The organism is Terrisporobacter hibernicus (assembly GCF_020809405.1).
In the GTDB taxonomy this organism is placed as follows: domain Bacteria; phylum Bacillota; class Clostridia; order Peptostreptococcales; family Peptostreptococcaceae; genus Terrisporobacter; species Terrisporobacter petrolearius.
In genome coordinates, this window is record NZ_CP081135.1 from 3,677,919 (window position 1) to 3,692,480 (window position 14,562).

14 protein-coding genes are annotated in these 14,562 nt (G+C 30.1%); 13 read left to right on the top strand and 1 reads right to left on the bottom strand.

What is annotated here, in order from left to right; genetic code table 11:
- Positions 1 to 155: 155 nt before the first annotated feature.
- From JW646_RS17920 to JW646_RS17940, 5 genes are all read left to right on the top strand, one after another.
- The gene (locus tag JW646_RS17920; protein WP_228415876.1) at positions 156 to 1,331 is read left to right on the top strand and encodes a CD0519/CD1768 family membrane protein; all 1,176 of its coding nucleotides are present in this window, start codon (positions 156 to 158) and stop codon (positions 1,329 to 1,331) included.
- A gap of 551 nt (positions 1,332 to 1,882) precedes the next feature.
- Entirely contained in the window at positions 1,883 to 2,869 is a 987-nt protein-coding gene (locus tag JW646_RS17925) for an ornithine cyclodeaminase family protein (RefSeq protein WP_228415877.1), read from the top strand.
- A gap of 36 nt (positions 2,870 to 2,905) precedes the next feature.
- Positions 2,906 to 3,118 (top strand): tautomerase family protein, encoded by a 213-nt coding sequence (locus JW646_RS17930; protein WP_074916460.1) that lies wholly within the window; start codon positions 2,906 to 2,908, stop codon positions 3,116 to 3,118.
- Positions 3,119 to 3,128: 10 nt separating this feature from the next.
- The gene (ilvD, locus tag JW646_RS17935) at positions 3,129 to 4,775 is read left to right on the top strand and encodes a dihydroxy-acid dehydratase (protein ID WP_228415878.1); all 1,647 of its coding nucleotides are present in this window, start codon (positions 3,129 to 3,131) and stop codon (positions 4,773 to 4,775) included.
- A 176-nt stretch (positions 4,776 to 4,951) separates the two neighbouring features.
- Positions 4,952 to 5,752: a TrmB family transcriptional regulator gene (locus tag JW646_RS17940; RefSeq protein ID WP_074916464.1), complete on the top strand. Its 801-nt coding sequence runs from the start codon at positions 4,952 to 4,954 to the stop codon at positions 5,750 to 5,752.
- Positions 5,753 to 5,842: 90 nt separating this feature from the next.
- Here JW646_RS17940 and JW646_RS17945 read toward each other — a convergent pair whose 3' ends face one another.
- On the bottom strand, positions 5,843 to 6,538 hold the full coding sequence (locus JW646_RS17945) for a CPBP family intramembrane glutamic endopeptidase (protein WP_228415879.1): 696 nt from the start codon (positions 6,536 to 6,538) through the stop codon (positions 5,843 to 5,845).
- Positions 6,539 to 6,713: 175 nt separating this feature from the next.
- On the opposite strand from JW646_RS17945, the gene JW646_RS17950 reads away from it, so the two are divergent.
- From JW646_RS17950 to JW646_RS17985, 8 genes are all read left to right on the top strand, one after another.
- Positions 6,714 to 6,923, top strand: coding sequence for a cold-shock protein (locus JW646_RS17950; RefSeq protein ID WP_074916468.1), 210 nt, complete (start codon positions 6,714 to 6,716; stop codon positions 6,921 to 6,923).
- A gap of 353 nt (positions 6,924 to 7,276) precedes the next feature.
- Positions 7,277 to 8,437, top strand: a complete 1,161-nt coding sequence (locus JW646_RS17955) for a DUF819 family protein (RefSeq protein ID WP_074916469.1) — start codon at positions 7,277 to 7,279, stop codon at positions 8,435 to 8,437.
- Between the two features lie 56 nt (positions 8,438 to 8,493).
- Entirely contained in the window at positions 8,494 to 8,823 is a 330-nt protein-coding gene (locus JW646_RS17960; protein WP_074916470.1) for a DUF3870 domain-containing protein, read from the top strand.
- Between the two features lie 145 nt (positions 8,824 to 8,968).
- Entirely contained in the window at positions 8,969 to 10,057 is a 1,089-nt protein-coding gene (locus JW646_RS17965) for a dipeptide epimerase (RefSeq protein WP_228415880.1), read from the top strand.
- A 325-nt stretch (positions 10,058 to 10,382) separates the two neighbouring features.
- Positions 10,383 to 11,297 (top strand): lantibiotic ABC transporter, encoded by a 915-nt coding sequence (locus JW646_RS17970; protein WP_074916472.1) that lies wholly within the window; start codon positions 10,383 to 10,385, stop codon positions 11,295 to 11,297.
- A gap of 12 nt (positions 11,298 to 11,309) precedes the next feature.
- Positions 11,310 to 11,750 (top strand): methylaspartate mutase subunit S, encoded by a 441-nt coding sequence (gene glmS, locus JW646_RS17975; RefSeq protein ID WP_074916473.1) that lies wholly within the window; start codon positions 11,310 to 11,312, stop codon positions 11,748 to 11,750.
- Entirely contained in the window at positions 11,728 to 13,110 is a 1,383-nt protein-coding gene (glmL, locus tag JW646_RS17980) for a methylaspartate mutase accessory protein GlmL (RefSeq protein WP_228415881.1), read from the top strand. Before glmS ends, glmL begins: the two co-directional genes overlap by 23 nt.
- Entirely contained in the window at positions 13,097 to 14,554 is a 1,458-nt protein-coding gene (locus JW646_RS17985) for a methylaspartate mutase subunit E (protein WP_330676881.1), read from the top strand. Before glmL ends, JW646_RS17985 begins: the two co-directional genes overlap by 14 nt.
- Positions 14,555 to 14,562: the final 8 nt, after the last annotated feature.

The following is a 14,562-nucleotide window of genomic DNA, read 5'->3' on the forward strand; positions in this document are numbered from 1 at the left end:
GGATAAAATTTAATTCTTGTAATGTAAATATTTTGAAAAATTAAAATTTATTTTTAATTCAAACATATTTTAATATATTTGCAAATTCAACAAATTTTCGGTATACTTACGTTAAATGTTAAATTTTTATAAATTTTAGAGGGGGAAACATCTAAATGGAAGTTGTATCGAAAAATGAATTAAATCGAAAGAAAAAAAATGTAAGCCTAGAAACCTTTGTATTCTTAGCTATACTAATAGGAGGATTTGGATATGTAGGTAGTGTCATGGGTGCAGGAACTATGTTTAAAGTAATTATGGCCACTGCTCATGATTTGCTTTTAAATACTGTATTCCTAATCATGTCTATGGCAGTACTAGCAGGAGCTTTAAGTGCACTTTTATCTGAATTTGGAGTTATATCTTTATTAAATAAGATGTTTGCAATGTTTATGAAACCTTTATATGGTTTGCCAGGAGCTAGTATAGCAGGAGCTATTACTACTTACTTATCTGACAACCCAGCTATAATTGCTTTCGCAAAAGATAAGTCTTTCACAAAATACTTTAAAGATTATCAAATACCTGCATTATGTAATATAGGTACAGCATTTGGAATGGGTCTTATAGTTACAACGTTTATGATTTCACAAGGAAGTGAATTTGTTCTACCAGCACTTGTAGGTAACTTAGGTGCAATAGTAGGAAGTATTATAAGTGTTAGAATAATGCTTCACTTTACAAAAAAATACTACAAATATGATGGAACAAAAGATGCTTTACACAAAAGCGAAAAAATAGAAGAAGTACGTCAAGTTAGAGAAGGAAATGTATTCCAAAGATCATTAGAAGCAATGCTTGAAGGTGGAAAAAATGGTGTAGAACTTGGTATGGCAATAATTCCAGGAGTGTTAATTGTATGTACATTAGTTATGATTTTAACATTTGGACCATCAATTGATCCAGAAACAGGACAATCTGTTTATAAAGGAGTTGCTTATGAAGGTATAAGATTACTTCCTATGTTAGGAGATAAATTAAGCTTCATATTAGAACCTTTATTTGGATTTACTTCTCCAGAAGCTATAGCATTCCCTATAACATCTTTAGGTGCAGTTGGAGCAGCAATGAGTTTAGTTCCTAAATTTATAACTGACGGTATAGTAACACCAAATGATATTGCAGTATTTACAGCAATGGGAATGTGTTGGAGTGGATATTTAAGTACACATGTTGGTATGATGGATGCATTAGATGCAAGACCTTTAACAGGGAAAGCGATTCTTTCACATACAATAGGTGGTCTTTGTGCAGGTATGTCGGCACACTTTATATTTATGCTACTTGCTTAGAAGTAAATATTAAAATTAGAAATAAAAATTATAAATAAATATAAATTAAAAGCTGACTTCTAAAAAATTAGGAGTCAGTTTTTAATTTATATTTAAAGTAATATATTACTTAGTTTCGTACTTGATTTTCATCATTACTTCCCAAACCTAAAGTATTAAGAAAGTTTAATACACCCACCATTATTCCATAAATAACAAAATGTCCTTTTTAAAATCTTCTTTATGATTTATACAATCCTTAATTAAACAGAATATGAATAAACCACACTAGACTACAATGGCTACACATAGAAATAAAACCATAGATTTATCCTCCTAAAAGTAGTTTAGGGAGTTATAAATTAGGTATAGTAGTAACCTTTGGTAACTACATAACATCATGATATCTTTTTTGAATTCATATGTCAATAAAAATGGAGTAAAACAATAAAAATTAAAATAAAATAGAAAAGTTTACTAATTATGTTGACAAAATAATAACAGCTAAATACAATAGTTACTAAAGGGAGCTACTAAAAGGAGTTACAAAAACAAAAAAGTGGAGGTATGAGATGCTATTATTATCAAGAAAAGACATAAAGAAAGTGTTTACTATGAAAGATGCCATAGAAACAAACAAGGAATGTTTTAAATTATTTTCAGAAGGTAAAAGTGAGGTGCCTTTAAGAACTACTATACAAGCACCAAATCACAATGGAGTGTTTTTATTTATGCCATCTTATGTTGAAGAGTTAGATGCAGCAGGATTAAAAGTAGTTAATATATTCCCTGAAAATGTTAAGGAAAATTTACCTACAGCTCCAGCACAGGTATTGTTAATAGATGGAAAAACTGGAATAGTTACTTCCATATTAGATGGAACATATGTTACGCAATTACGTACAGGTGCATCTTCAGGTGCGGCGTTTGATTTGTTTGCAATAAAAAATGCTAAAATAGGTGCGTTAATAGGAACTGGTGGTCAAGCAGCTACTCAATTAGAAGCTATGATGGTTGCTAGAGAATTAGATGAAGTTAGAATATTTGACTTAGATGAAAAGAGAAGACAGGCATTTGTAAGTGAAATGCAAGAAGAACTTAAATGTTATAATACTAAAATAGTAGAAGCTACATCTTCAGATAATGCCATAGAAAATGCAGATATAATAGTTACAGTAACACCTTCAACTAAACCTGTATTTGATGGCACAAAAGTTAAAAAGGGTGCAACAGTGAGTTGTGTAGGAGCATATCAACATCATATGCAAGAGATGGATCCTGCCATATTGCCAAGAGCTTCAAAAATATACTTTGATTCAGAAGAAGCAGTTTTATCAGAAGCAGGAGATATATTAATACCTTTAGAACAAGGGATAATAACAAAAGACGATTTTACAGGTGATATAGGAGATGTGTTACTTGGTAAAGTTGTTGGACGTGAAAATGATGAGGAAATTATTGTTTATGAAAACGTTGGCATAGGTGTCTTAGATTTGATGACAGCAAGAGCCATATATTTAAAAGCTGTAGAAGCAGAAGTAGGAACTAATTGGGAGTAATAAAAAATTAAACTATAAAAATGGGGGGAATGGAATATGCCACACATCAATATTAAAATGTATCCAGGTAGAAGTGAAGAAGTAAAATCAAAATTAGCTAAACATACTAAAGAATTTATGATTAAAGAACTAGAAATGGAAGAAAAGTTTATTTCTGTTTCTGTTGAAGAAATAGAAAAAGAAAATTGGCAATCTGAAGTTATGGATAAAATCAAAGATGAAGAATTATACGAAAGACCAAATTTCTAGGAGGGGCAAAATGAGTAAAAGTTACTGGAATGGTAAAGATGCTGCACATAGAAGAGTTATGATGAAAGCAGCAGGTTATTCAGATGAGGATATAAAAAATAAGCCACACATAGGCGTAGCAAATTCATTTATGGAGGGCTCTCCTGGAACTGCACATTTAAGACAAGTGACTGAAATGGTAAAACAAGGTATATGGGCAGCTGGTGGTGTTCCTGTAGAATTTGGAATACCTGCCACTTGTGGTAATATTGCAAATGGTGCAGAAGAATTAAAATATGAGCAAGTAGGAAGAGATATAGTTGCCATGTCTGTTGAATTTGTCACAAAGGTACATAATTTTGATGGTTTAGTTATGGTTGCATCATGTGATAATATAATAGCAGGTTGTTATTTAGCAGCTGCTAGAGTTGACATTCCTTCTCTTGTTGTAACTGGAGGCTCAATGCAAGCTGGACAATATAAAGGAAATACAGTTGTGGAAGCTGATTTAGATGCAGCAAGATTTTCTGGAGCAGGAGATGATGAATTAGATTATATGGAGGGTTGTGTATGCCCAACATGCGGAGCTTGTCCATCAATGGGAACAGCAAACACAATGCAAATGCTTGGAGAAATATTTAACTTGGTTTTACCAGGTACATCTACAGTTCCAGCATCAGACTCAACAAGAATGAGAGAAGCTCGTATTGCAGGAAAATATGCAGTAGAATTAACTAAATCAGGAAGAAAACCATCAGATTTAATAACAAAAGAAGTTCTTTTGAACTCTATAATGTTTGATATGGCAGTTGCAGGTTCTACAAATGCAGTGCTTCATATTTTAGCAATGTCATATGAATTAGGTATTGGAATTACCATAGAAGATTTTGAAAAATATGCAAATGAAATACCTTGTATAAATGCGGTTATACCAAGCGGTCCATATACAGTTGTAGACTTCCACTATGCAGGTGGGGTACCAAATGTTATGAAAATGTTGGAAAGTAAATTATTCTTAGATGCTCCAATGATAACAGGAAAAACATGGGGTGAATATTTACAAGCTATAACAGCAAGTGAAAATGAAGTAATTCATTCATTAGAAAAACCTTTATTTACTGAACCTGGATTAAAAATATTAAAAGGAAACTTATCCCCTAAAGGAGCTATAGTAAGACCAACAGCTGTACCTGAAGAAGTTAAGTATATGAAGGGTAAAGCTAAGGTTTATGAAACGGATAGAGATGCATTTGATGCAATAATGTCAGGACAAATAGTACCTGGAGATATAATAGTAATAAGATATGAAGGATGTAAAGGTGCGCCTGGTATGAAGGAATTAATGTTAAGTATAGATGCATTAATAGGACTTGGATTACATAAGAGTGTTGGTTTAATATCTGATGCTAGATTTTCTGGATTTAACTTTGGAGCTATTATAGGTCACGTTTCACCGGAAGCTTATGATGGTGGTGTTATAGCTGTTGTAGAAAATGGCGATAAAATAGTTATAGACATACCAAATGGAGAAGTCTCTTTGTTAGTTGAAGATGAAGTAATAAAAGATAGACTAGACAAATGGGTACAACCACCACTTAAAGAAACCAAGGGATGCTTAAATATATTTGCTAAAAACTGTAGACCTGCAGAAGAAGGTGGAGCAATGCAACCTTGGTAATATTATAATAGTAAGTATGAAGTGCAAAGGTTTTTCCTTTGCACTTTTTAATGAATATAGACTGTTCATATGGTGATATGGTTAAGATTTACAATTGAATATGTTTATGTTAAAATACGAACTATCAAAAGCATAAAAGTGAAATTTTTAAAATATTAATATAGAAGGGATTAACAATGGATAATGAATTAAACTTATTAAATAAAATAGGGCTTACAGATGCTGAAGCAAAGGTGTATTTAACATTATCGCAAAATGGAAGCCTAACAGGCTATGAGGCTAGCAAAATAGCTAACGTTCCTAGATCAAAAATATATAATACACTGCAATCCTTAATAGATAAGGGATTTGCATTATATACTCAATATGAAAGCAATAATAAATACGTAGCAGTTCCTATGAGTGAAGTATCAAATAAAATAAAAATGGAAATGTCAAATAACTTAGGACAATTGGAAGAAAGTTTTAGTATTTTTCCTTTAAGAACAAATATGGATAATATATGGCATATAAAAAACTATGACAATATTTTTGAAAAGTGCAGAAATATAATAAAAAATAGTACTAAAGAAATTCTTATTCAAATATGGTATGAAGATTTAAATAATATTTTAGCGGAAATAGTTGAATTTCAAAAGAAAAGCAATAATATTGCAGTGGTTATATTTGGAGCCCCTAAAGATATAGATATACCAGAACTAAAAAATTTATATTTTCATGGAATGGGCGAAGAAAAAAAGAAAGAAATGGGTGGCAGATGGATTACACTTGTCTCTGACTCTAAAGAAGTTGTTTTTGGACAAATTATTAGTAAATCTATTGCTGAAGTTATTTGGACAGAAAGTAAGCCGATGGTTATGTTGGCTGGAGAATATGTTAGACATGATGTTTACTTCTACAAGAGTGCTAATACATTATCAAATGAAATGAAGCAAAAATTTGGTGATGATTTAGAAAAAATAAGAGAAATATTTTAGATGAAAATAGCTTATAAGGGTAAAATAATAAGTTTAAAAAATGATAAAAATCAGTCTAATACCTGATATTTATCATTTTTTTATGGAAAATCATATTATTCCAAATAGAATAAATCCAATAGTATTGATAGCAAAATTAGCGAACATATGTACAAACCATGAATTGTAAATATTGTTATTTTTATCATCTAAATAGTTAAAAAATATTCCTGCAACAAAAAGTGATAAAATTAGTAATAACAATAACAATATATCAAACCAAGTAGACATCATTGCAACGTGATAAATAGAGAAGGAAATAGAACTAAAAATATAAGCAAATTTTTTGCTTGAAATATTTTTCAATGTTATAAATGCAAACCCTCTAAAAAAAACCTCTTCTAATAATGAATTTATAAAAGATATGTATAATGCTACAAATATAAAGTTACTGCTATTTACGCCTATATTATTTTCTAAAGACTTTGTGACACTAGAAAAATTGAATAGGTTGCCTATGGTAAAGTATGCAAATAATATTAAAATATATACAGCTATACCCAAAGCAAGTGACTTTATAATATTATCTTTGTTTATTTTAAATAAACTTTTCAAATTTATTGGACAAGGGTTTTTAGAATAATATATATATGGAAGTAACAAAAAAATAAGTAACTTACAAATTGATTTTGTCATATAACTTGGAGAAATAACTCCATCCACAAAAGCCATGATAAGACATCCTAATACTACTACGGTAATTAAAAATACCTTATTGCCTTTGAACTCTACTTCTTTACTTTTCATATTTATTAATATTTCCTTTCAAATTAAATAAACAATTATTTAAATTATACCATATGAAATTTTACTTTTTAAATAAATATATATAATTAGAAAATATAATGAAAATTTAGTATTAAAGAAATCTTTAATTGAAATAATATAAAGAGGTAATTATTTATAAAAGGAGACTTATGTAATGGCAAATTATTCAGGTACAGTTAAGTGGTTTAATGTGGAAAAAGGATATGGTTTTATTAGCAGTGAAGAAGGAGAAGATGTTTTTGTACATTTCTCAAATGTAAAAGAAGAAGGAAATAATAAAGATTTGCATGAAGGAGAAAGTGTTACATTCGATATTGCCAAGGCAGACAGAGGGCCTTCTGCTATCAATGTTAGAAAAGTTTAATTAACAACAAATGTATTTTTTATAATAATTTAAAATTAAATAATAATTGATTATTTTAAATTATTAAACTATAATAAAAATATATAACTAAATAAAAATAGAAATTACTTCTATGTTTATTTAGATGCCTAAAGCATTAATCGTAAACACAGTCCAGTAAATGAAAAATCATTTAATGGACTTTTTTTGTTATTTAAAATTAAAAGGTGGTGATAAAATGAAATTAGATGAAAAGTTTTAATAATAAAAGATGACATAATTAAATCAGTACAAGAAAATATCCAAATAATGGCGGCTGCTATTTATGAATTAAGTAATTAATTATATAGAAATATATTTAGGGGGTATTATATATGATTACAACAGGATTTTCGTATTTAGCATTTATAATTTTTTTCGCAAGTATATTAGTATATTTAGAAAAAAAGACTCAGTGGAAAATTTTTAATTATATTCCAGCAATTGTAATGTTGTATTTCACAGCCATGTTACTTTCTACATTAGGAGTTTGGCAAAAAACAGATGAAATAACAATGGTGTATCAAGGAGTAAAAGATAATTTACTACCTGCAATGATATTTTTGATGTTGCTAAGATGTGATATTAGAAAAATATTAAAGTTAGGTCCTAAAATGCTTATAGGATTTTTTGCGGCATCAATAAGCATCGCTATAGGTTTTATAATAACTTATGCTATATTTAAAGGATATTATGAAACTGATACATGGAAATCCTTTGCTGCTCTAGCTGGAAGTTGGATGGGTGGAACAGGAAATATGGTAGCAATCCAAGGGGCACTTAATGTTTCTGATTCAAAATTAGGGTATACATTACTAATGGACTCAATAAATTATTCCATATGGGTAATGTTTTTACTGTGGTTAGTTTCGTTTGCTCCGAAATTTAATAAATGGACTAAAGCAGATACTAAACTAATAGACGAAATAGGAGAAAAATTAAAATCAGATAGCAACCAAATGAGAAAAGAAATAGAGTTTGCAGATTTAATAGGATTATTAGGATTAAGTTTACTTGTTGCTGCTCTATCACAATATTTAGGTACTCTCTGTCCTCAAGGTGAATTTTTATCAGGAAGTACATGGACTGTAATAATAGCTACAGTATGTGGAATAGTATGTGCAATGACTCCTATTTCAAAAGTACCAGGAGCATCACAAATTTCTAATATAATGCTTTATACAATAGTAGGACTTATAGCATCAAGGGCAAATTTCACAGAGCTTACTCAAGCACCTATATATATAATTTCAGGTTTCTGTATATTAGGTATTCATTTCTTGGTATTAACTATTGTAGCTAAATTTTTAAAATTAGATTTATTTACATGTGGAGTAGCTAGTCTTGCAAATATAGGAGGCGTAGCGTCAGCACCTATATTAGCAGCAGCCTATAGTGAGGCATTAGTTCCTATAGGAGTATTGATGGCATTGATGGGATATATAATTGGTACTGGCGGAGGACTTATGGTAGGTAGAGTTTTATCTATATTATAAATGTTTATATTAACAAATAAAATACAATGAGCTACAATCACATTAGAGGTGATTGTGTGTATAAAGAAAATACAGTATATATAGTTGGAAACTCTAAAACTAATTCAGAAAATGCGATAACAGATATTTATAAGTCATTTTATATTGGATTTGTAGTGGATACAGAAAATGATAAAATAATTGATTTAAGTTGCTCATCAACAATTAGAACAACAGAAGAATTTATACAAAGTTTATTTATAGGTGAAAAAATGGACATCTATAACATAATTTTGGAAAAAAACATAAAGAAAAGATATCATGGATCATCACAAAGAGCTATTATAGTTGCATATAAGGATGCTTTGAAGAAATATAATGAAATAAAAGAAAAATATTTTAACTAATGCTGCTTTATTTAATGTAAATTAGCATACAACTAATTTGGAGTGAATAAAACCCAGTAAAAGTAAATGATTATTTAAGATCAAGATACTTTTACTGGGTTTTTATATATTTATATATAATATTTTTTAATAATAGGGGGTAAAAATGAAAATTACAGATATAAAAATAGGAAAAATTTCAGTTCCGTTAAGAACTCCATTTAAAACAGCTTTAAGAACTGTCAGCAGAGTGGAGGATATTATAGTTGAAGTAAAAACAGACACAGGACATGTAGGATATGGAGAAGCAGCTCCAACCGGTGTTATAACTGGAGATACAACAGGAGCTATAGTTGGAGCTATTAAGGATCATATAAAAAAGTCATTAGTAGGAATGGACATTGAAAACTTTGAAGAAATAATGATTAAACTTAACAGATGTGTAGTCAAAAATAATAGTGCAAAAGCAGCAGTAGATATAGCATTATATGATTTATATGGTCAATTATATGGTGCACCATTGTATAAATTATTAGGTGGATATAGAAATGAAATAATAACTGATATAACAATTAGTGTAAATGATCCAGATGAAATGGCTAGAGATAGTATAGATGCAATTAATAGAGGATATGATGTATTAAAAATAAAAGTTGGAAAAGATGCTACTAAAGATATGATAAGAATGAAATCTATTAGAGATGCTGTGGGATATGATGTAAAATTAAGAATAGATGCAAATCAGGGATGGAAACCCAAAGAGGCTGTAAAATTGTTGAGAAAAATGGAGGATGCAGGACTTGATATTGAATTTGTGGAGCAACCGGTGGCTGCAAATGACATAGAAGGGTTAAAATTTGTAACGGATAATGTATCCATACCTGTATTAGCAGATGAGAGTATATTTTCACCGCAAGATGCACTAAAAGTATTGCAAAATAGAGCGGCAGATTTTATAAATATAAAACTAATGAAAACAGGAGGAATATATAATGCGTTAAAGATTTGCTCACTTGCAGAAATATATGATGTGGAATGTATGATAGGATGTATGCTAGAAGCTAAAGTTAGTGTTAATGCAGCGGTACATTTAGCTTGTGCTAAAAGCATTATTACAAAAATTGATTTAGATGGTCCTGTATTATGTAGTGAAGATCCTGTTGTTGGAGGAGCTATATTTAATGAAAGAAAAATAAGTTTGCCAGATAGCCAAGGGTTGGGAGTAAGTGCTATAAAGAATATACAATATTTATAAAATGAAAAAGTTCCTTTGTGGCTATAATGAAAAATTATAACCTAAAGGAGCTTTTTATAAATTATGATACATTCACTTTGATTAAAATTATAACAAAAACTTTAATCAAATATAAATATTAAAATAGTTTTAGAATAATAAACACATTGGTATAATTCACATACAATGAAACAAAACTTGCAAATATAAAAAAAAATGAAAGAAAATTATTGACTAATGAATTTTAATGAACCTATAATTTAGGTGTAAGGAAATATAATTACAAACATAAAATTATAGGGGAAGTTATTTTTAGACTAAGAACAAATATGAAGGGTGGGTTGAGATGCCAGTTGACTATGTAGTTAGAAATCATTTTTATAGTGTTTTTTTTGCTCCTAGAGGTAGAGTTAGAATGTACGAAATTGGAATTAAAATAGCACAACAATATTTAACTCCTACAGATAAATTAATTGGAGTAATAGGAGAGCCAGGATCGGGAAAAAGCATGCTAATTAGAGGTATGTTTCCAGGTCTTGAACTAACTAATGATGATGATGGGCTGAATGTAAGACCATTGCCGATTATGGATGTGGATGATGAAGGTTTTTTTTCTCCTCATACTTATCATATTGACATAAGATTTGAATCAGCATTTTATCAAATGTATGAACTAGTAAATGCAATAAATAAAGCTGTTGAATATGGGAAAAGAGTTATAGTAGAACATTTTGAGCTTATTTATCCTTTAATGAATAAAAATGCAGATTTATTAATTGGCGTTGGTGGAGAGATTATTGTTACAAGACCAACTATTTTTGGGCCAGAGCCAGGAGATATTGCAAAAAGAGTGTTTCACTCTATAAGTATAAGAAAAATGGCTCATTCAGCAGAAGATCTAGTAGAACATTTTTTACCTGAAGAAATTGGATTTAATTGTGAGCATGGAGATGTTTTAAATGGATTTTTAATATTATTTCATTCTAAACCAAATTTTGATATTAAAATCTTAGAGGAAGAAGTTAATAAAATAATAGAAAAAGATATACCAATTCAATACTATGATGAAAAGCATGTAAAAATAGGGGAATATATACATCCTTGTAGTGGTCCAAGAATACATGTTGAGAGCACAGCTAAAATTGAGAACTTCAAATTATTGCCAGAGTTTTATTATGATTCCACCAAAAAAGTATATATGTTAGTAGGACTTGTAGGTGATAGTATGGATCATAGCTATAAGGATTTAAATAAAATTTAAAGGAGAGTTGATATGGAGAAGAAAACATTAGTTATTGGTGTTATAGGAGCTGATGTGCATGCAATAGGTAACAAAATTCTATATCATTGCTTTGTGGAAGCAGGATTTAATGTGATTAATCTTGGAGTAATGGTCTCTCAAGAAGAATATGTAGAAGCAGCTATAGAATCTAATGCAGATGCAATTTTAGTTTCTTCTTTATATGGTCATGGGGAAATCGATTGCAGAGGTTTAAGAGAAAGATGTGAAGAATGGGGGCTAAGAAATATACTATTATATGTGGGGGGAAATATAGTAGTAGGTAAACAACCTTTTGAGGAAGTTGAAAAAAGATTTAAACAAATGGGCTTTGATAGAGTATTCCCACCAGGAACAGACCCGGATATTACAATAGATTGTTTAAAGCAAGATTTGAAACTTGGTGAAGAAAATGCAAGTAGTTCTACTAATTGATTTTGGTAGTACCTATACAAAGATAACTGCTGTTGATGTGGAAAAAGAAGTTATTATTGGAACTGAGTCTAGTTTTACAACTATAATAACAGACATAAATGAAGGACTTAATAAAGCCATAGAATCTTTAGAAAAACGAACAGGAAAGTTAGAATATAGCCAGTACTTGGCCTGTTCTTCAGCAGCAGGAGGATTAAAAATGATAGCTAGTGGTTTAGTTCCTGGTGTTACGGCTACTGCAGCAAAAGAAGCTTGTTTAGGTGCTGGAGCAAAGGTTATAAAGGTATACTCTTTTGAAATGAATGAAGAAGATATAGCAGAAATAGAAAAAAATAAACCAGAAATATTTTTACTTGCAGGGGGCACTAATGGAGGAGATAAAAGATGCATACTGCACAATGCAAAAATGTTATCAAAGTGTAAGATAGATTTCCCCATAATAATAGCAGGTAATAAAGAAGTAAGTCATAAGTGCAAAAGTATATTGAATAATAAAGAAGCATATATTGTGGAAAATGTAATGCCTGTATTTGGTGAATTAAATATAGTACCGGCACAAAATAAAATAAGAGAAATATTTTTACAAAAAATTATAAATGCAAAAGGTATTACTAAAGCAAGTGAATTAATATCAGAAATAATAATGCCAACGCCATCAGCTGTAATGAGTGGTATTGAACTCTTATCAAGTGGTTACGAAGATGAAAAAGGGATAGGAGAACTCATTGCTATTGATTTAGGTGGGGCAACTACTGATGTATATTCTGCTTCAGATGGAAGCCCAAAGGAGTCAAATGTTATTTATAAAGGAATTGAAGAACCCTTTATAAAAAGAACAGTAGAAGGCGATATTGGAATGAGATATAGCGCTCAAGGAATTATTGATGAAGTGGGAATTGAAGAAATTGCCAAAATATCTAATCTAAGTGAAGAAAGAGTAAGAGAGATAATTGAGTATGTTAAACTTAATCCACAAACATTGCCAAGTGAAAAAAGTGTCCAAGATCTAGATTTTGCACTTGCAGCAAAAGCAGTTGAAATAGCAATAACTAGACATTGTGGTAAAAAAGAAAAAATATACACATCAAATGGAATAGCATATTTACAAAAAGGTAAAGATTTAACTCATGTAAAAAAAATTATTTTAACTGGAGGTGCTTTGATTAACTTACCTTGTTTAGAAAATATTTTAGAATATGTATGTTATAACGAAAAAAGTCAGGAATCTATGAAACCTAAAGAAGCTGAAATTTTAGTAGATAAAAAATATATCTTACAAGCAATGGGTCTACTATCAAAATCATATCCAAAGATTGCAATTCGAATTATGAAAAAGGAGTTAAAATATGGTGGAAATTAGAAATAAAAAGATTTCTAAGGAGGAATTTAATCATACTAGAGAAGAAGTTCTTTCCTTATGGCCAACAGGAAAAGAAGTTAACTTAGAAGAATCGTTTGAATTTCACAAATCTCTTCCTCAAAATAAGATTTTCTCGGTTAAACTTGTAAAAGCAAAAGAAGAAGGAATAACATTAATACAACCAAGAGCCGGTGTGGCTTTAGTAGATGATCAAATCAAGCTATTAACTTATTTGCAAAATGTAGGTCAAGCAGACTTACTACCTACGACTATAGATAGCTATACAAGACAAAATTGTTATGAAGATGCACAAAAAGGAATTGTTGAGTCAATTAAAAATAATAAATCTATGTTAAATGGATTTCCAGCTGTTAATCATGGAGTAGAAAGTTGTCGTAGAATTATAAATGCTCTAGATACACCAGTACAAGTAAGACATGGAACACCAGATGCTAGACTTCTAAGTGAAATAACTTATGCTGGAGGATTTACTAGCTATGAAGGTGGAGGTATTTCTTATAATATACCTTATGCAAAAAACGTATCTTTAGAAAAAACTATTAGAGATTGGCAATATGTTGATAGGCTGACAGGTTTATACGAAGAAGAGGGTATATCAATAAATCGTGAACCTTACGGACCTTTAACTGGAACTTTAGTACCTCCATGTATATCTCACTCAGTGGCAATTATAGAAAGTTTATTAGCTGCAGAGCAAGGCGTAAAAAATATTTCTGTAGGATATGGACAATGTGGAAACTTTATTCAAGATATTGCAGCAATTAGGGCATTAGAAGAACTTACTAATGAATACCTAATAAAATCAGGACATGATGATGTTATTGTAACAACAGTACTTCATCAATGGATGGGAAGCTTTCCTCAAGATGAAGCAAAAGCATTTAGTGTGATTTCTTTAGGAAGTACCCTAGCATCTCTTTCTAAAGCAACTAAAGTTATTGTAAAAACACCACACGAAGCCCTAGGTGTACCAACAATGGAAGCAAATGCACAAGGATTACTTTGTACAAAACAAATTTTAGCAATGTTAAAAGATCAAGAATTTAAAACAAATGAGGTTGATATAGAAAAAGAAATTATAAAAAGAGAAACACGTTGCATAATAGATAAATGTTTTGAAATAGGTGAAAATGACATTGCTGTGGGTGTGATTAGAGCTTTTAAAAGTGGTATTTTAGATATTCCTTTTGCACCGTCCATTCATACTTTAGGCAAATTGTTACCAGCAAGAGACAATCATGGAGCTATAAGAATTCTTAATGCTGGAAAGTTACCGTTTACACCTGAAATACTAGAATTCAATAATAAGAAAATAGAAGAACGTGCTAAATTTGAAAATAGAGAAAAATCTTTCCAAATGGTAATCGATGATGTTTATGCCATAAGTAAAGGAACACTTATTGGTCGTCCTAGAAATAAATAATTTTACAA